Raw genomic sequence first — 15,704 nt, forward strand, 5'->3', positions numbered from 1 at the left:
ATTGACTGGCATGGCATGAAAATCTGGCTAAGACACTTTATCAAACATCGCGACACGGCGCTGCTCGCCTTGGCACTGCTCTTTCTGCTGGGAGCAATTTTACGACCCAGCATCCCGTTTAAACATAATATCTATGCCTATTTTCTGGTTGCAGATATTTCGCAAAGCATGAATGCAGAGGACATGATGCTGCATGGCAAAAAAGTCACGCGCATGGCCTATATGCAAAACATGATGCATGAAGTGGTGGCTTCATTGCCATGTGGCACCAAAGTCAGCATCGGCATGTTTGCAGGTAACTCGGTCGCCGCCATGTATGCACCGATTGAGGTATGCCGTAATTTTGCCGCAATCCAGGACACCATTGCCCATCTGGACTGGCGTATGGCGTGGTCAGGTAACAGCCGGGTGCGTGAAAGCCTGTTTGTGACCGCGAAAGTGGTGCGTGCCATGCCTGAGCCGGCGCAAGTGCTGTATTTTACCGATGGCGAAGAAGCCCCTAAACTGCACGCCTTCAACACCAAAAACCTCGATGAATTTCAAGGCGGTGATGACTGGCTGTTTGTTGGCATCGGGACCGATGAAGGCGTGGCGATTCCCAAGCTGAGCCAGGATAATCAGGTCATTGGTTACTGGTCTAACGAAAGTTTTGCCATGCAGCCTGGTATCGCACAGATCTCCGAAAGCACTTTGGGTGTACGCGACGATAATGTCGCATTTGGTGACCATGACCGCTATGTCTCCAAACTGGCCAGCGAATATCTGGAAAACCTGACCAAAGAAATTGGCGCAAAATTCATCAAAGGTGACAGCACCTATACCGTCCTCAAAGCCATGAAGGAGCAAAAACCGGCCCGCCGCGATATTGCTCCCTTACCATTGGATTGGCTACTGGCCAGCCTAGCAGGCTTATGTATACTCGCCACCTATGCGAGCCATCACCCTTGGCGGCAAATCAAGCAGAACCTGCATCTTTACCGTCGTGAGATTCAATCCAGATTTTTTGTAAAAAGCGAGGCCGTCGCCCACGACAACCATTTTCAATAACCGTTAACGCCTCGCCCCTCTGACATCCTAGGCCAGCGATGCAGGCAAACAGAAGACCTGACCATGCACAAAAAATGGCTACCCTTTTGCCTGAAACATCGCGACACCCTACTGCTAGGTATTGCACTGATGCTTTTACTCGGGGCGGCCTTGCGGCCTTCAATTCCGATTAAGCGCAATATCCATACTTACCTGCTGATAGCAGATATCACGCAAAGTATGAATGTGGTCGATATGTCGCTCGATCATGCCCCTGCCAGCCGTCTCGATTACACCAAACGCATGATGCATGACATCATCGCCCAACTGCCCTGTCAGACCCGCATCAGTATCGGCCTGTTTGCAGGCGATGCGGTAGCCGCCCTTTACACACCCCTGCATGTCTGCAAACACTTTTCAGCTATACAGCAGACCATAGACCATCTTGATTGGCGCATGGCCTGGACCGGCAACAGTCAGTTACGCCAAAGCGTGCCGATGGCAGCAAAACTATTGCGGCAAATGCCTGAGGCAACCAAAGCCGTCATTTTTACTGATGGCGATGAAGCGCCCCTGTTGCATGCCTTTAACACGCGTAACCTCAAAGACTTTCAGGGCTCGGACGACTTTTACTTTGTCGGCGTCGGGACAGACCAAGGGGCTGGCATTCCCAAGCTGACAGAAAACAATCAGATGATAGGCTACTGGTCGAATGAAAGCTTCGCCGTCCAGCCTAATATCGCGCAGGTCACCGCCAGTAAAAGCAGTGGACGTGATGACAGCGTGGCTGTCTCGGACTATGACCGCTATATTTCCAGGCGGGCGTCTGCCTATTTGAAAAAACTGTCTGAAGAAATTGGCGCGCAATACCTGGATGGCGATGACCCCCACCATGTATTGCAACACATCCAAAAACACAGCTCGCCACGTTATGAAATTGTGGCATACCCGATAGACTGGATACTCGCCACCCTGTCTGCGGTATGCATCGTCAGCGCCTACCTCAACCAGGACTCCAAACGACAGCTCACGCATACACTACGCAAACGATTTACCAAGTTGAGGCAGACGCGCTTGTTTAAAGCTAGACACGATGTCGCACACGACAATCACTTTTAAGCATGAGCCATTCAAGCCTGTCCCCAACGCAACCAGACGCGCAAAGCCGTCAAGCTTGCCCTGTCGGCCTGGTCAGGGAGCACTAGCATACGCTGCGTGCGCGGCATGGATTCAGGCGCAGCCTCTTGCAGCGGTTGCAGCTGCATATGCAAGACCAGGCACCACGGATGCACAACGCTATCAGAGAGCACGCTGACCTGATAGACCTGTCCCGTGCGGTTCACGACAGTCATCTGCCCATACACATCCACACGCAGTCTCTGGATACTGTGTTTCCAAGAGGTTGCCGCCAGTTGCGTCCAGTGCCAGCCACTTGCCAGTCCATAGACAGCCGTTGCACTCAACGCCCAGACAAACGCTAATTTCCACCACAGGCAGGCCATCACCAGCATTGAAAATAAGCACCACCAGCCCCATAAAAGATATGATGGTCGTAAGCGCAGATCAATTTCAGTTGATAAAATAGCTTTTTTCATTGCATGAACCAGGGCAAAGCCGCGCAAGCGACTCTGGCCCAGAAGGAAAACCGAGTTATGTCCAATCCAGCCACTGCATGGCAAACGTTTTTAATCTCGCAAGGGGCGCAGTTCAATTCACAAGGTGAAGCCAGCTTTCCCATAGAAAAGGCCTCTGCGCAACTATTTGACCTGTCGGGCAATGGCCTGATCGCCATCAGCGGTGCAGACAGCCAGACCTTTTTGCAGGGCCAGGTCACCAATGATATTAAACTGCTCGCTCAAGGTGCGCAATTCAATGGTTATTGCACGCCCAAAGGCCGCTTGCTGGCGCTGTTCTACTCCTTTACTGTTGAGGACGTCATTTACTTGCAATGCCCGCGCGCCTTGGTGCCAGACCTGGTGAAACGCTTGCGCATGTATGTGTTACGCAGCAAGGTGGTGGTAGAGGATGCCAGTGAGCGCCTCTACAGCCTGGGATTGGCGAGTGATGCGCTTGCGAGCACATTGACTGGCCTGCCCGCTGACCCACATCAACTGGCGCAAACCGAGCTGGGGACGCTGATCCGCCTCGCTGACGCTGGCACACAACAACGCTCCCAGCTGATTGTCGCTGCCGACCAGGCTGAAACCGTTTGGCAATCGCTGCGCGCGACCTTCACCCCAAGCAGCACGGCTCACTGGGAAGCGCTGGAAATTCAGGCGGGGATTCCGCAAGTCTACCCAGCCACCAAAGAACAGTTTGTCCCACAAATGGTCAATCTGGATGCATTAAATGGCATTAACTTTAAGAAAGGCTGCTATACCGGCCAGGAGATCGTTGCCCGCACGCACTATCTGGGCAAGGTCAAGCGCCGCACATTGCTGGCACAGCTGCCTAAAACCGCCCAAGTACCACAGGCAGGCGACACGTTGCAGGATGCCCAGACACAAGACGCGGGTCAACTGGTGCGCGTTGCGCCCGATGCCTTAAGTGGCGGCTGGTGGGTGTTGGCAGAATGCCGACTGGAAGCCAAAGAGGCCGGAGAGATTCTCTGGCAAGGTCAGCCCTTGCTGTTTAAAGAATTACCGTATGCCTTGCCCTAATCTACTAGATCAATAAAAATAAAAAAGGCGCTAGAAGCGCCTTTTTATTGGGACGGCTGCGCCGGGATCACAGGCACTGCATCTGCGGGCTTGGCCGCAGCGTCGGTCTGGCTCTTGCTGGCTGAAGACTTGTTCTGAATCACCTGAAAAAATACTTCGTCCTGCTTCACCAGGCCCAGCTCACTGCGTGCCCGCTCTTCAATCGCAGATTGACCCTGCTTGAGATCGCGCACTTCAGCGCGCAGGGTTTCATTGCGTTGCCGATAATAATCGTTACGCTTTTGGTGCGCCTCAATCTGCTGTGAATATTGCCATACGCGCAACCAACTGCCCTTGCCCAGCCACAACGGATATTGCAGCAGGGCAATCAGGACCACTAATACAACTGTCAGTTTACGCACCGTGGCCCAAAATCAGTTATTTGAACAACTGATAGAAAGCAGACAAGCCAGCGTAGCTGGTAGCATCGCCCAACTCTTCTTCAATACGAAGCAACTGGTTGTACTTGGCAACGCGCTCTGAACGGCACAGGGAACCCGTCTTGATTTGCAAGGCATTGGTCGCCACAGAGATGTCGGCAATCGTCGTATCTTCGGTTTCGCCAGAGCGGTGTGACACTACGGCCGTGTAGTTGGCACGTTTTGCCATCTCGATGGTCTGGAAAGTTTCAGTCAAGGTACCAATCTGGTTGACTTTGATCAGCACAGAGTTGGCCACGCCTTTCTGGATGCCTTCACGCAGGATTTTGGGGTTGGTCACAAACAGGTCATCGCCGACCAACTGTGTGGATTTACCCAAGCGTTGTGTCAACAGGTCCCAGCCCTCCCAGTCAAACTCGCTCATACCATCTTCAATGGTGATGATAGGATACTTGTCAGCCAAGGTAGCCAGGTAGTCACAGAACTGGGCAGAGGTCAGCGCAGCGCCTTCAGACTCAAGATGGTATTTACCATCACGGTAGAATTCGGTACTGGCGCAATCCAGGCCCAGGTAAATATCTTTGCCTGGCTCATAGCCAGCCGCTTCGATGGATTCCATGATCAGCTGCAAGGCAGACTCGTTGGAGGGCAAGTTAGGTGCAAAACCACCTTCATCACCCACGGTTGTCGCCAAGCCTTTGGCATGCAAGGTTTTCTTCAGTGCATGGAACACTTCTGCACCCGCACGCAAGGCTTCACGGAAGCTTGGCAAGCCTGCTGGCACAATCATGAATTCCTGAATATCCACAGAGTTATCTGCGTGTGCACCACCGTTGATGATGTTCATCATAGGCGTTGGCAATTGCATGAACGCAGAACCACCCAGGTAACGATACAGTGGCAAACCGCTTTCTTCAGCCGCCGCACGTGCACAGGCCATGGACACGCCCAAAATCGCATTTGCACCCAGACGGTCTTTGTTCTCGGTACCATCCAGTTCAATCAGCGTCTTGTCGATAAAACTTTGCTCTTCAGCATCCAGGCCAATGATCGCTTCGGTAATTTCCGTGTTGACGTTCTCAATCGCGTTCAATACGCCTTTGCCCAGGTAACGGCTTTTATCGCCATCCCGCAGTTCCACGGCTTCTTTGGTACCGGTAGATGCGCCTGAAGGCACTGCCGCACGACCAATCACCCCGCTTTCCAGCAAAACGTCGACTTCAACCGTCGGGTTGCCACGGGAATCCATAATCTCGCGGGCGATAATATCTACAATAGCGCTCATGATTTATCCTTATCTAAGATGAAAAAAATTATAGGGTTTGTTCTGCGAAACCGGCTTTTTTGACCAGCTTGTCGAGATCGACCAGCAAGTGCAGCAAGTCTTCCATTTTGCCCAAGGGCCAGGCGTTCGGGCCATCAGACAAAGCTTGACTCGGGTCAGGATGGGTTTCCATAAAGACGCCGGCAATACCACTCGCCACCGCTGCACGTGCCAACACCGGCACAAACTCACGCTGACCGCCACTCTTCTCGCCCTGCCCGCCTGGTTGCTGGACAGAATGGGTGGCATCAAATACCACTGGACACTGTGTTTCACGCATAATCGCCAAACCACGCATGTCAGAAACCAGCGTGTTATAGCCAAACGAAGCGCCGCGTTCACAAACCATAATATTGTCGGCACCGCCGTTGGCTTCTTTAGCCTTGTTGACCACTTGTTTCATGTCACCAGGGGCTAGAAACTGGCCTTTTTTGATATTGACCGGCTTGCCAGACTGGGCACAAGCCACGATAAAGTCGGTCTGACGGCACAGAAAAGCCGGGGTTTGCAACACATCCACCACCGCGGCCACGTGAGGCACCTGTTCTTCGGTATGCACGTCGGTCAAGATCGGCACACCGATCTGGGCACGCACTTCGTCCAGAATTTTCAGGCCCTCTTCCATACCAAAACCACGGAAAGTCTTGGTCGAACTACGGTTGGCTTTGTCGTAAGAAGATTTATAAATAAATGGCACCCCCACGCGGGCAGCCATCTCTTTTAACTGGCCAGCCGTATCAATTGCCATTTGTTTGGATTCAATGACGCAGGGGCCCGCGATCAGAAACAGAGGATGTTCGAGACCAACGTCAAAACCACATAATTTCATTCAACATTCCTTATTTTTTGGATGCTTTTTGTGCCAGCGCAGCCTGCACATAGGCTTTAAACAATGGATGACCCGCACGCGGGTTAGACGTAAACTCGGGGTGGAACTGGCACGCGACAAACCACGGATGCACAGACTGTGGCAACTCAATCATTTCACACAATTCTTCACGCGGCGTGCGTGCAGAAATGACCAGACCGGCGTCTTTCAACTGGTCCACATAGTGGTTGTTGACTTCATAGCGGTGACGGTGACGCTCATTAACTTCGCTGCCGTAAATGCTGGCGGCCAACGTGTTCGGCACAATCGGACAGCTTTGCGCACCCAGACGCATGGTGCCACCGAGATCGGAGTGTTCATCACGCTTCTCGATCTTGCCGGAAGCATCTTGCCACTCGTCAATCAGACCAATCAATTTATGCTCGGTGCCAGGGTTAAATTCAGTGCTGTTCGCATCCTTAAGCCCTGCGACATTACGCGCATACTCAATCACGGCCAATTGCATGCCCAGGCAGATACCCAGGTAAGGCACTTTGTTTTCACGCGCATACCGAATAGCCGCAATCTTGCCTTCGGTACCACGTACGCCAAAGCCGCCAGGAATCAGGATCGCATCCATGCCTTTGAGACTATCGGTGCCACTTTTCTCAATGTCTTCGCTATCGATGTAGTGAATCTTGACCTTGGACTCGGTGTGAATACCGGCGTGTATCAGCGCTTCGGTCAGCGACTTGTATGACTCGGTCAAATCGACATACTTACCGACAAATGCGATATCGACAATCTCTTTGGGATTGGCTTGCGCGTGAGTAATTTTTTGCCAGGCAGACAAATCCGCTGCTTTGGCAAGAATATTCAGTTTGTGGCAAACAATCTCATCCAGCATTTGCGCGTGCAACAGGCCGGGGATTTTATAAATCGAATCGCTATCAATGGCACTAATCACCGCCTCAAAAGCCACATTGGTGAACAAGGCAATCTTGCGTTTTTCGTCTTCAGGGATTTCACGCTCGGCGCGGCACATCAAAATATCCGGCTGAATACCGATTTCGCGCAATTCTTTCACCGAGTGCTGGGTGGGTTTGGTTTTCAGCTCGCCTGCGGTTGGAATCCATGGCAACAGGGTCAGATGGATATAACAGGCGTTGTTTCTGCCTTCTTCAATCCCCATCTGACGAATCGCTTCCAGAAACGGCAAGGACTCAATATCGCCGACCGTACCGCCCACTTCGACAATCGCCACATCCGCGCCTTCAGCACCACGTTTCACGTGTGCCTTGATTTCATCGGTAATGTGCGGAATGACCTGTACGGTTTTACCCAGATATTCGCCACGGCGTTCTTTCTTGATCACCGTTTCGTAAATCTGGCCAGTAGTGAAGTTGTTACGCTTGGACATCTTGCTGCTGATAAAGCGCTCGTAATGACCAAGATCGAGATCGGTTTCCGCGCCGTCGTCGGTCACAAACACTTCGCCGTGCTGAAATGGCGACATGGTGCCGGGGTCAACGTTGATATAGGGATCAAGTTTCAGCATGGTCACTTTAATGCCACGCGATTCGAGAATGGCGCCGAGGCTGGCGGCCGCGATACCTTTTCCAAGAGAAGAAACAACACCGCCGGTTACGAATACATATTTGGTCATGGATCAGGTACTTTGAGATTGTTACAGACGGGAGAACATTTTACCGTAAAGCCCCCTCTCCCACAATGAAAGTCAGGCATTAAATCTGGCAGCGACTCGCCAAGGCCTGCGCTTACGCATACAATTCCATCATGTATGACGCTCAAACAAACGCTCCAGCCCTGTGGCAACCATTCTTACCGCAACCGCATGCGCAAAGCCATAAATATAGCCGCGGCTATGTGCTGATCCAGGGTGGCTACCCGGTCACTGGCGCAGCCCGCCTCGCGGCAATGGCGGCGGCCAGATGCGGGGCAGGCATGACGGCGATTGCAGCCCCAGCGATCGCACTGCCTATTTATGCCAGCGCGCTATTGAGCGTGATGGTGAAACCCTATGCGAATGCCGCAGAATTACAGACACTGCTTGAAGACACCCGCGTGAGTAGCTATTTAATTGGCCCCGGCGCAGGTCTCTCACAAGACACCAGACTCACCACCCTTGCCATGTTAACCACAGGCAAACCGGTGGTGATCGATGCCGATGCCCTGACGACCTTTGCCGGTCAGGCGGATACCCTCAAGCAAGCGATAAGTGCAAGCTGTGTGCTCACCCCGCATGAAGGCGAGTTCAAAAGCGTCTTTGGGGTGAGCGCGGCGAATGACAGACCCACGCGCATCCCACAAGCAGTAAAGGCGGCACAAGTCTGCGGGGCGATTGTTTTACTCAAAGGGGCCCACACCATTATTGCCACTCCGGAAGGCCGGGTGTTGATCAACGAACAGGCACCGCCGACCTTGGCAACTGCTGGCGCTGGCGATGTGCTGGCGGGCATGATTGCCAGTCTGTTGGCACAAGGCATGCCCGCATTCGAAGCATGTGCGGCGGCCACCTGGATACATGCACAAGCCGCGCGTTTATTTGGAGTGGGATTGATTGCAGAAGATTTGCCAGGGATGATTCCGGCCGTGTTGCAGGCGCTTTTAAAAACTTAACCCTTTTCTAAAGATTCGCCTTTGCTAAGCGCACTTGATTTCGCGTCACTTTTAACGCTTCATCTTGTTTTTCATCAGCGCATTTTGCTCGCGCTTCCAGTCGCGCTCTTTTTCAGCATCACGCTTATCGTGTTGTTTTTTACCCTTAGCCAAGCCAATTTGCACTTTTACCCGTCCGCGGGTGAAATGCATGTCCAGCGGCACCAAGGTGTAACCTGCACGCTCGACCTTACCGATCAATTTGTCGATCTCTTCGCGGTGCAGCAGCAATTTGCGTGTACGGATCGCATCGGGACGCACATGGGTGGATGCCGAGCCTAGCGGCGTAATGTGGCAACCGATCAGGTACAACTCGCCACGCATGACCACCACGTAGGATTCCTTGAGGTTGGTACGGTTATCGCGTATCGCCTTGACTTCCCAGCCCTCGAGTACGAGGCCGGCTTCGTATTTTTCTTCAATAAAATAGTCAAAAAACGCTTTTTTGTTTTGCGCGATAGTCATAACGCTGCTGTGCGGGCTTAAATCACTTAAAATAGCATTTTAACCCAAAACCGACTTTCGTTCTGACGCAATGGCTCAAGTAGAAAAAACCGTGCTGGTCATGCATTCGTGTGAAGCGATGTTTCAATTGGTTGATGCCGTTGAAACCTATGCTGACTTTTTACCCTGGTGTGGCGGTAGCCAGGTCATCGAGCGCACGGATACCGTGACCCAGGCCACCATCCACATTCGTTACCACGGCATACAGCAGCACTTTACAACACGCAACCACAAACAGTTCCCGCACCGCATGGAAATCACGCTGGTGGATGGCCCGTTCAAGCAACTGAGTGGACACTGGCACTTTATAAGACTGCGTGAAGATGCCTGCAAAATTGAATTCAAGCTTGAATATGTCTTTGCCAACGGCCTGATTGAACGCATGATTGCGCCGGTGTTCAGCCATATTGCCAACACTTTCGTCGACAGCTTCGTCAAACAGGCTGGCAAGCTCCAACTCAAGTAATGACCAAACCGGTCACGCCAGCCATGCCTGAAGAACTCACCGGGATGCTCAATATAGAAGTGGTCTATGCGCTGCCAACGTCGCAAACGCTGATCACACTCGTGGTGCCGCGAGGCACCACGGCAATCGCGGCCGTGCGACAGTCCGGCATTCTGGAACAACACCAGATGACCGCAAGCAAAGAATTACCCTTAGGCATTTTTGGCAAAAAAGTCAGCCACGACAGGCCACTAAAAGCGATGGACAGGGTAGAAATTTATCGCCCACTGATTGCGAACGCCAAAGAAATGCGCCGTCAGCGTGCCACTAAACAGAAAACAGCCACGGCCAAGCGGGCCAATTCCCGTTAGTTACGTATTGCACCATTCAGCGCGCTGACAAAACTGCAGGCTTTCTGATCAACACCATCAAGATAACTTACTCGGGTGGACAATTTTCGTCGATTTCTTGCTGCGCGGCTGCCAGCCCCTGACGAATTTGCTCATCTGACAGATATTCGCGCTGACCATTCTCGTTCACATTCTGCATGCGGCCACCCACGGCATAGTTGCGATAGTTGCTTCTGGCTGCTGCACAATTTTGGGCTTTTTGACGCGCTTCCATCGCCTTGAGCGCTTCAGCTTCTGGGGACGCATTCTGCCCGGCTGAGTTCTCGGGCATTTTCTGTTTGGCCGGATTCATTTGCTCGCGCGAATAGGCGTCGGATCGCGTCAGTGGCGTATCCGCTGGCACCGTCGTCGCCTTGATTTTTTGCGTGGATGGACCGGCGACAGGAGGCGTATCCGAATAATTCATAATGCCTTTTTCATCGCGCCATTTATAAATCTCGGCAGCCGCCTGCATGGCCCAGCACAAGCCCAGCATCAACATCCATCTCAACGTCATTCTCATTTGATAAACCCACACTTGCTTAGAAAAAGGTTAAGTAAAGGCCTCATGCACAAACCATGCCAGACATCAGCAAACAGAACTGCAAAAACGCAAAACGCTTTGTCAAGGCAAAGTGAAATCGGTATAATTATATTTTGGAGATAAGGAATTCACATGCGTTTGTTGCAACAAGCTCTTACCTTTGATGACGTTTTACTCGTTCCCGCACATTCGAATGTGATGCCGCGCGAGGTCAATCTCAGCACCAAGCTTACCAAGAGCATCACCTTAAATATTCCCCTGCTATCTGCTGCGATGGACACCGTCACTGAAGCACGCATGGCCATTGCATTGGCGCAACTGGGCGGCATGGGCATCATACACAAAAATATGTCGGTAGAGATGCAAGCTTCTCGCGTCTCCCGCGTAAAACGCTTCGAGTCCGGCGTCGTCATTGACCCGGTCACCATCCACCCGGCCATGAGTGTGCGCGAGGTGATGAATATCACCCAACAGCAAAAAATCTCAGGCTTGCCTGTGTTGCAAGACGGCAAGGTAGTCGGCATTGTTACCAACCGTGACCTGCGCTTTGAAACCAACCTTGATCAAGCTGTCAGCAATGTGATGACCCCGCAAGACCGTCTGGTCACCGTGCGTGAGGGCGCCAGTCGCGAAGAAATCATGGGCTTGCTGCATAAACACCGTCTTGAGCGCTTGCTGGTTATTGGTGAAAACTACGAGCTCAAAGGTTTGATTACCGTTAAAGACATTCAAAAATCGTCAGATCACCCCCTGGCCTGTAAAGATGAAAAAGGCCGCTTGCGCGTCGGCGCGGCAGTGGGCGTGGGTGACGGCACAGAAGAACGCATTGCCGCACTGGTTGAAGCCGGTGTCGATGCCATTGTGGTCGATACAGCGCATGGTCACTCACAAGGCGTACTGGATCGCGTCAAATGGGCTAAAACCCGTTATCCAAAACTGCAAGTGATTGGTGGCAATATTGCCACTGCAGAAGCCGCGCTGGCCTTGGTGGATCATGGCGCTGACTGTGTCAAAGTGGGCATCGGCCCTGGCTCTATCTGCACCACCCGTATCGTGGCTGGCGTCGGCGTGCCGCAAATCACAGCCATCAGCAATGTGGCCAAAGCCCTTGAAAAATCAGGCGTGCCATTTATTGCAGACGGCGGCATTCGCTTCTCTGGCGATATTTCTAAAGCCATTGCTGCAGGCGCGTACAACGTCATGCTGGGCGGGATGTTTGCAGGCACTGAAGAAGCGCCTGGTGAAGTGGAGTTGTACCAAGGTCGCTCTTACAAATCCTACCGCGGCATGGGCTCCATAGGCGCCATGCAAAAAGGCTCTTCTGACCGCTACTTCCAGGACAGCACGGCCAACGCCGACAAGCTGGTGCCTGAAGGCATCGAAGGCCGCGTCCCTTATAAAGGCAGTGTCGTTGCCGTGATCCATCAGTTGATGGGCGGCTTGCGTGCCTCCATGGGTTATGTCGGCTGCGCTTCTATTGAAGAAATGCGTAACAAGGCAGAGTTTGTGCAAATCACCAGTGCCGGTATGCGCGAGTCGCATGTGCATGATGTGCAGATTACCAAAGAAGCACCGAATTACCGTATTGATTAACCCGTATTGATAAACGCGAATTCATCCATTTAATCAAAGCCACAGAGGACACAGAGATCACAGAGAAATGACTTCTCTAAGACTCTGTGTCCTCTGTGCACTCTGTGGCTAAACAAATGTCTCATTCAAAAATCCTGATTCTAGATTTCGGCTCCCAGGTCACCCAACTGATTGCACGCCGTGTACGCGAAGCGCATGTCTACTGCGAAATTCATCCTTGTGATGTGTCCGATGAATTTGTCCGCAATTTCGGTGCTGACGGCATCATTTTGTCTGGCAGCCATGCTAGCGTTTACGAAGAAGAAACTGACAAAGCCCCACAAGCCGTGTTTGAACAAGGCGTACCTGTGCTGGGCATTTGCTACGGCATGCAAACCATGGCGCAGCAGTTAGGCGGCAAGGTTGAAGCAGGTGCAAAACGCGAATTTGGCTACGCGCAAGTGCGTGCACGTGGCCACTCAGCCCTGTTCCGCGACATTCAGGATGCCACTAATGCAGAAGGCCACGGCCTGATCGACGTCTGGATGAGCCACGGCGACAAGGTCACCGAACTGCCTGACGGTTTCAAAGTGATCGCCAGCAACGACACCACGCCCATCGCCGCCATGGCTGACGAAAGCCGCAAGTTTTACGCGGTGCAATTTCACCCTGAAGTCACCCACACCAAGCAAGGCCAGGCCATGCTTGAGCGCTTTGTGCTGGATATCTGCGCGGCCAAGGCAGACTGGATCATGGGTGACTATATCGCCGAGGCCGTTGCAAAAATCAAGGCACAAGTTGGCGATGAAGAAGTCATTCTCGGCTTATCAGGAGGCGTAGACTCCTCCGTGGCAGCCGCACTGATACACCGTGCCATTGGTGACCAACTCACCTGCGTCTTTGTCGATCACGGCCTGCTGCGTCTGAATGAAGGCGATATGGTGATGGACATGTTTGCTGGTCGTCTGCATGCCAAAGTCATCCGCGTGGATGCCTCTGCACAATTCATGGGTAAACTGGCTGGCGTCAGTGACCCGGAGGCCAAGCGCAAGATCATAGGCGCAGAATTCGTTGAAGTGTTTAAGGCCGAAGCCGCCAAGCTCAAGGCCAGCGGTGCCGGTCACAAAGGCGCCACCTTCCTGGCACAAGGCACCATTTACCCGGATGTGATTGAATCGGGCGGCGCCAAGTCCAAAAAAGCGGTCACCATCAAGAGTCACCACAATGTCGGTGGTTTGCCAGAACAATTAGGCCTCAAGCTGCTGGAGCCATTGCGTGATCTGTTCAAGGATGAAGTGCGTGAACTGGGCGTCGCGCTGGGCTTGCCCCGCGACATGGTCTACCGCCACCCTTTCCCTGGCCCGGGCTTGGGCGTACGCATTCTGGGTGAGGTCAAACAGGAATATGCCTTGTTACTGCAACGTGCAGATGCCATCTTCATTGAAGAGTTACGTAATACCGTGGATGCCGCCAGCGGCAAAACCTGGTACGACCTCACCAGTCAGGCCTTTACTGTGTTCCTGCCGGTCAAGTCTGTCGGCGTGATGGGCGATGGCCGCACTTACGATTATGTGGTGGCATTGCGAGCCGTGATCACCAGCGACTTCATGACTGCACATTGGGCGGAATTACCCTATAGCCTGCTGGGCAAAGTGTCTAACCGCATCATTAATGAAGTGCGCGGCATTAACCGCGTGGTTTATGATATTTCCGGCAAACCTCCCGCAACCATTGAGTGGGAATAAGCTTTAAACACTATTCTGACGGCCTACACTGAGAACAAAAAATGAGCACTAAATCCATCATCCTTACTGGTGATCGCCCGACTGGCCCGCTGCATTTGGGCCATTTTGTCGGCAGTTTGCGCAACCGTGTCAAATACCAGCATGAATACAAACAGTATGTCATGCTGGCCGACGCGCAAGCGCTGACCGACAATATGGATGATATCGACAAGGTGCATCGCAACGTGGTGGAAGTCGCGCTGGATTATCTGGCAGTCGGTATAGACCCCAAGCTGTCGACCATATTTATCCAGTCGCAAGTGCCTGAACTGACTGAGCTGGCCTTTTACTACCTCAACCTGGTCACTGTGGCGCGTTTGGAGCGCAATCCGACGGTGAAGGAAGAGATACGTCTGCGTGATTTTGAGCGCGACATTCCGGCCGGTTTCCTCACCTACCCAGTCAGTCAGGCAGCCGATATTACGGCCTTTAAAGCAACGCTGGTGCCAGTGGGCGAAGACCAGATTCCCATGATTGAGCAAACCAATGAAATCGTGCGCCGCTTTAATCGCACCTATAAAAACATTCAGACCAAGCAAGAGATCCTGGTCGAAACCAAGGCGCTGGTGCCTGAACTCGGCCGCTTGCCTGGCATTGACGGTAAAGCCAAGATGAGTAAATCCTTGGGCAATGTGATTAATCTGGGTGCAAGCGCAGACGAAGTCACCAAAGCCGTCAAGCGCGTCTACACCGATCCCTTGCATTTGAAGATTGAAGATCCCGGCCATGTGGAAGGCAATATTGCCTTTACCTATCTGGATGCGTTTGACCCGGATAAAGCGGCGGTCGCCGAGTTAAAAGCGCACTACACACGCGGTGGACTGGCAGACAGCATTGTAAAAAAACGCCTGGAAGCCGTATTGCAGGAAATGCTGGAACCCATTCGTACCCGCCGGGCGGAGCTGGCCAATGACAAAGGCTACATTTTGCAGTTGCTGCGCGAAGGCACCGAGCAGGCGCGTGAAGTCGCCGCTCAAACCATGAGCGAAGTGCGCGCGGCCCTGGGCCTGAATTACTTTTAAATGACGCAGGCATCCACACCTCACCTATGAGCCGGGGCTTTGTCAAAGAAGACGATCTGGAACTGGCGGGCACCGATTTACCGGAACGCCCCATCAGTGCGCATGTCAATTACGTCACGCCTGCAGGCTTGCAACAATTGCAGCAGGCAGTGAAAACGCTGGAAGCTGACCGCTTGCACTATAGTGCGCGCAAGGAAGATCCCAACGCGCAACAGAAGCTGGCCGAGATAGACCGCGACCTGCGCTACTTTGTCGCACGGCTGGAAACCGCACAACTGGTGGATCCCGTCCAACAGCCGCAACATACGGTGCTCTTCGGCGCGACCGTGACCGTAGAAGACGAACTGGGGGCGCAACAGGCTTACCAGATTGTTGGAGAAGACGAGGCAGACATTGCGCAGCACAAAGTCAGCTATGTTTCGCCCGTGGCCAAAGCCCTGCTCGGCCGTAAAGTCGGTGACACCACGGTCTGGCAACGGCCTGCGGGTCCCTTGTCACTGGATATTTTAGACATTAAATACTGAAAAC

General features: G+C 52.8%; 17 protein-coding genes. 10 read left to right on the plus strand and 7 right to left on the minus strand.

Annotated elements, in window-relative coordinates; genetic code table 11:
- Positions 1–15 precede the first annotated feature (15 nt).
- The gene (locus Q9292_RS10950; RefSeq protein ID WP_194747845.1) at positions 16–1,047 is read left to right on the plus strand and encodes a vWA domain-containing protein; all 1,032 of its coding nucleotides are present in this window, start codon (positions 16–18) and stop codon (positions 1,045–1,047) included.
- A gap of 63 nt (positions 1,048–1,110) precedes the next feature.
- Positions 1,111–2,145, plus strand: coding sequence for a VWA domain-containing protein (locus tag Q9292_RS10955; RefSeq protein ID WP_275355525.1), 1,035 nt, complete (start codon positions 1,111–1,113; stop codon positions 2,143–2,145).
- Between the two features lie 11 nt (positions 2,146–2,156).
- Here the strand turns inward: Q9292_RS10955 and Q9292_RS10960 are convergent, their stop codons facing one another.
- Entirely contained in the window at positions 2,157–2,621 is a 465-nt protein-coding gene (locus tag Q9292_RS10960; protein WP_275355527.1) for a hypothetical protein, read from the minus strand.
- Positions 2,622–2,678: 57 nt separating this feature from the next.
- Here Q9292_RS10960 and Q9292_RS10965 point away from each other — a divergent pair, with 57 nt between their 5' ends.
- Positions 2,679–3,686 (plus strand): folate-binding protein, encoded by a 1,008-nt coding sequence (locus Q9292_RS10965; protein ID WP_313987932.1) that lies wholly within the window; start codon positions 2,679–2,681, stop codon positions 3,684–3,686.
- Between the two features lie 44 nt (positions 3,687–3,730).
- On the opposite strand, the gene ftsB is transcribed toward Q9292_RS10965, so the two are convergent.
- From ftsB to Q9292_RS10985, 4 genes are read right to left on the minus strand one after another with little or no spacing between them, the layout of a single operon-like run.
- Entirely contained in the window at positions 3,731–4,087 is a 357-nt protein-coding gene (gene ftsB / locus Q9292_RS10970; RefSeq protein ID WP_313987935.1) for a cell division protein FtsB, read from the minus strand.
- A 16-nt stretch (positions 4,088–4,103) separates the two neighbouring features.
- Positions 4,104–5,390: a phosphopyruvate hydratase gene (eno, locus tag Q9292_RS10975; protein WP_194747853.1), complete on the minus strand. Its 1,287-nt coding sequence runs from the start codon at positions 5,388–5,390 to the stop codon at positions 4,104–4,106.
- Between the two features lie 28 nt (positions 5,391–5,418).
- Entirely contained in the window at positions 5,419–6,258 is an 840-nt protein-coding gene (kdsA, locus tag Q9292_RS10980; protein ID WP_194747855.1) for a 3-deoxy-8-phosphooctulonate synthase, read from the minus strand.
- Between the two features lie 10 nt (positions 6,259–6,268).
- Positions 6,269–7,903: a CTP synthase gene (locus tag Q9292_RS10985; protein WP_194747857.1), complete on the minus strand. Its 1,635-nt coding sequence runs from the start codon at positions 7,901–7,903 to the stop codon at positions 6,269–6,271.
- 131 nt (positions 7,904–8,034) lie between these two features.
- Between Q9292_RS10985 and Q9292_RS10990 the strand changes: the two genes are divergently transcribed.
- Positions 8,035–8,877 carry an NAD(P)H-hydrate dehydratase gene (locus tag Q9292_RS10990; RefSeq protein ID WP_313987940.1) on the plus strand — a complete coding sequence of 281 codons (843 nt, stop codon included), beginning with the start codon at positions 8,035–8,037 and terminating at the stop codon, positions 8,875–8,877.
- A gap of 51 nt (positions 8,878–8,928) precedes the next feature.
- Here the strand turns inward: Q9292_RS10990 and smpB are convergent, their stop codons facing one another.
- The gene (smpB, locus tag Q9292_RS10995; RefSeq protein ID WP_194747859.1) at positions 8,929–9,381 is read right to left on the minus strand and encodes an SsrA-binding protein SmpB; all 453 of its coding nucleotides are present in this window, start codon (positions 9,379–9,381) and stop codon (positions 8,929–8,931) included.
- A gap of 70 nt (positions 9,382–9,451) precedes the next feature.
- On the opposite strand from smpB, the gene Q9292_RS11000 reads away from it, so the two are divergent.
- Both Q9292_RS11000 and Q9292_RS11005 read left to right on the plus strand, forming a co-directional pair.
- Positions 9,452–9,886: a type II toxin-antitoxin system RatA family toxin gene (locus Q9292_RS11000; protein ID WP_194747861.1), complete on the plus strand. Its 435-nt coding sequence runs from the start codon at positions 9,452–9,454 to the stop codon at positions 9,884–9,886.
- Positions 9,886–10,236 carry an RnfH family protein gene (locus tag Q9292_RS11005; protein ID WP_313987944.1) on the plus strand — a complete coding sequence of 117 codons (351 nt, stop codon included), beginning with the start codon at positions 9,886–9,888 and terminating at the stop codon, positions 10,234–10,236. Before Q9292_RS11000 ends, Q9292_RS11005 begins: the two co-directional genes overlap by 1 nt.
- Positions 10,237–10,303: 67 nt before the next feature.
- On the opposite strand, the gene Q9292_RS11010 is transcribed toward Q9292_RS11005, so the two are convergent.
- Positions 10,304–10,771: a DUF4124 domain-containing protein gene (locus tag Q9292_RS11010; protein ID WP_275355541.1), complete on the minus strand. Its 468-nt coding sequence runs from the start codon at positions 10,769–10,771 to the stop codon at positions 10,304–10,306.
- Between the two features lie 159 nt (positions 10,772–10,930).
- Between Q9292_RS11010 and guaB the strand changes: the two genes are divergently transcribed.
- The 4 genes from guaB (at position 10,931) to Q9292_RS11030 (ending at position 15,700) form a co-directional block, all read left to right on the plus strand.
- Positions 10,931–12,391, plus strand: a complete 1,461-nt coding sequence (gene guaB / locus Q9292_RS11015; RefSeq protein WP_313987947.1) for an IMP dehydrogenase — start codon at positions 10,931–10,933, stop codon at positions 12,389–12,391.
- A 116-nt stretch (positions 12,392–12,507) separates the two neighbouring features.
- On the plus strand, positions 12,508–14,115 hold the full coding sequence (guaA, locus tag Q9292_RS11020; RefSeq protein ID WP_275355543.1) for a glutamine-hydrolyzing GMP synthase: 1,608 nt from the start codon (positions 12,508–12,510) through the stop codon (positions 14,113–14,115).
- 41 nt (positions 14,116–14,156) lie between these two features.
- A complete protein-coding gene (gene trpS / locus Q9292_RS11025; protein ID WP_194747871.1) occupies positions 14,157–15,176 on the plus strand; it encodes a tryptophan--tRNA ligase in 1,020 nt (339 codons plus the stop codon).
- 26 nt (positions 15,177–15,202) lie between these two features.
- Complete coding sequence (locus tag Q9292_RS11030; protein ID WP_313987950.1) at positions 15,203–15,700, plus strand: GreA/GreB family elongation factor; 498 nt, start codon at positions 15,203–15,205, stop codon at positions 15,698–15,700.
- The last annotated feature ends 4 nt before the right edge of the window (positions 15,701–15,704 follow it).

The organism is Methylophilus sp. VKM B-3414 (genome assembly GCF_032248435.1).
In the GTDB taxonomy this organism is placed as follows: domain Bacteria; phylum Pseudomonadota; class Gammaproteobacteria; order Burkholderiales; family Methylophilaceae; genus Methylophilus; species Methylophilus glucosoxydans.

Excerpts from the sequence above, each read along its gene's own strand:
- Q9292_RS10950 (WP_194747845.1), top strand. The coding sequence starts at position 16 with ATGAAAATCTGGCTAAGACACTTTATCAAACATCGCGACACGGCGCTG.
- Q9292_RS10955 (WP_275355525.1), top strand. The coding sequence starts at position 1,111 with ATGCACAAAAAATGGCTACCCTTTTGCCTGAAACATCGCGACACCCTA.
- Q9292_RS10960 (WP_275355527.1), bottom strand. The coding sequence starts at position 2,621 with ATGAAAAAAGCTATTTTATCAACTGAAATTGATCTGCGCTTACGACCA.
- Q9292_RS10965 (WP_313987932.1), top strand. The coding sequence starts at position 2,679 with ATGTCCAATCCAGCCACTGCATGGCAAACGTTTTTAATCTCGCAAGGG.
- eno (WP_194747853.1), bottom strand. The coding sequence starts at position 5,390 with ATGAGCGCTATTGTAGATATTATCGCCCGCGAGATTATGGATTCCCGT.
- kdsA (WP_194747855.1), bottom strand. The coding sequence starts at position 6,258 with ATGAAATTATGTGGTTTTGACGTTGGTCTCGAACATCCTCTGTTTCTG.
- Q9292_RS10985 (WP_194747857.1), bottom strand. The coding sequence starts at position 7,903 with ATGACCAAATATGTATTCGTAACCGGCGGTGTTGTTTCTTCTCTTGGA.
- Q9292_RS10990 (WP_313987940.1), top strand. The coding sequence starts at position 8,035 with ATGTATGACGCTCAAACAAACGCTCCAGCCCTGTGGCAACCATTCTTA.
- smpB (WP_194747859.1), bottom strand. The coding sequence starts at position 9,381 with ATGACTATCGCGCAAAACAAAAAAGCGTTTTTTGACTATTTTATTGAA.
- Q9292_RS11000 (WP_194747861.1), top strand. The coding sequence starts at position 9,452 with ATGGCTCAAGTAGAAAAAACCGTGCTGGTCATGCATTCGTGTGAAGCG.
- Q9292_RS11005 (WP_313987944.1), top strand. The coding sequence starts at position 9,886 with ATGACCAAACCGGTCACGCCAGCCATGCCTGAAGAACTCACCGGGATG.
- Q9292_RS11010 (WP_275355541.1), bottom strand. The coding sequence starts at position 10,771 with ATGACGTTGAGATGGATGTTGATGCTGGGCTTGTGCTGGGCCATGCAG.
- guaB (WP_313987947.1), top strand. The coding sequence starts at position 10,931 with ATGCGTTTGTTGCAACAAGCTCTTACCTTTGATGACGTTTTACTCGTT.
- guaA (WP_275355543.1), top strand. The coding sequence starts at position 12,508 with ATGTCTCATTCAAAAATCCTGATTCTAGATTTCGGCTCCCAGGTCACC.
- trpS (WP_194747871.1), top strand. The coding sequence starts at position 14,157 with ATGAGCACTAAATCCATCATCCTTACTGGTGATCGCCCGACTGGCCCG.
- Q9292_RS11030 (WP_313987950.1), top strand. The coding sequence starts at position 15,203 with ATGAGCCGGGGCTTTGTCAAAGAAGACGATCTGGAACTGGCGGGCACC.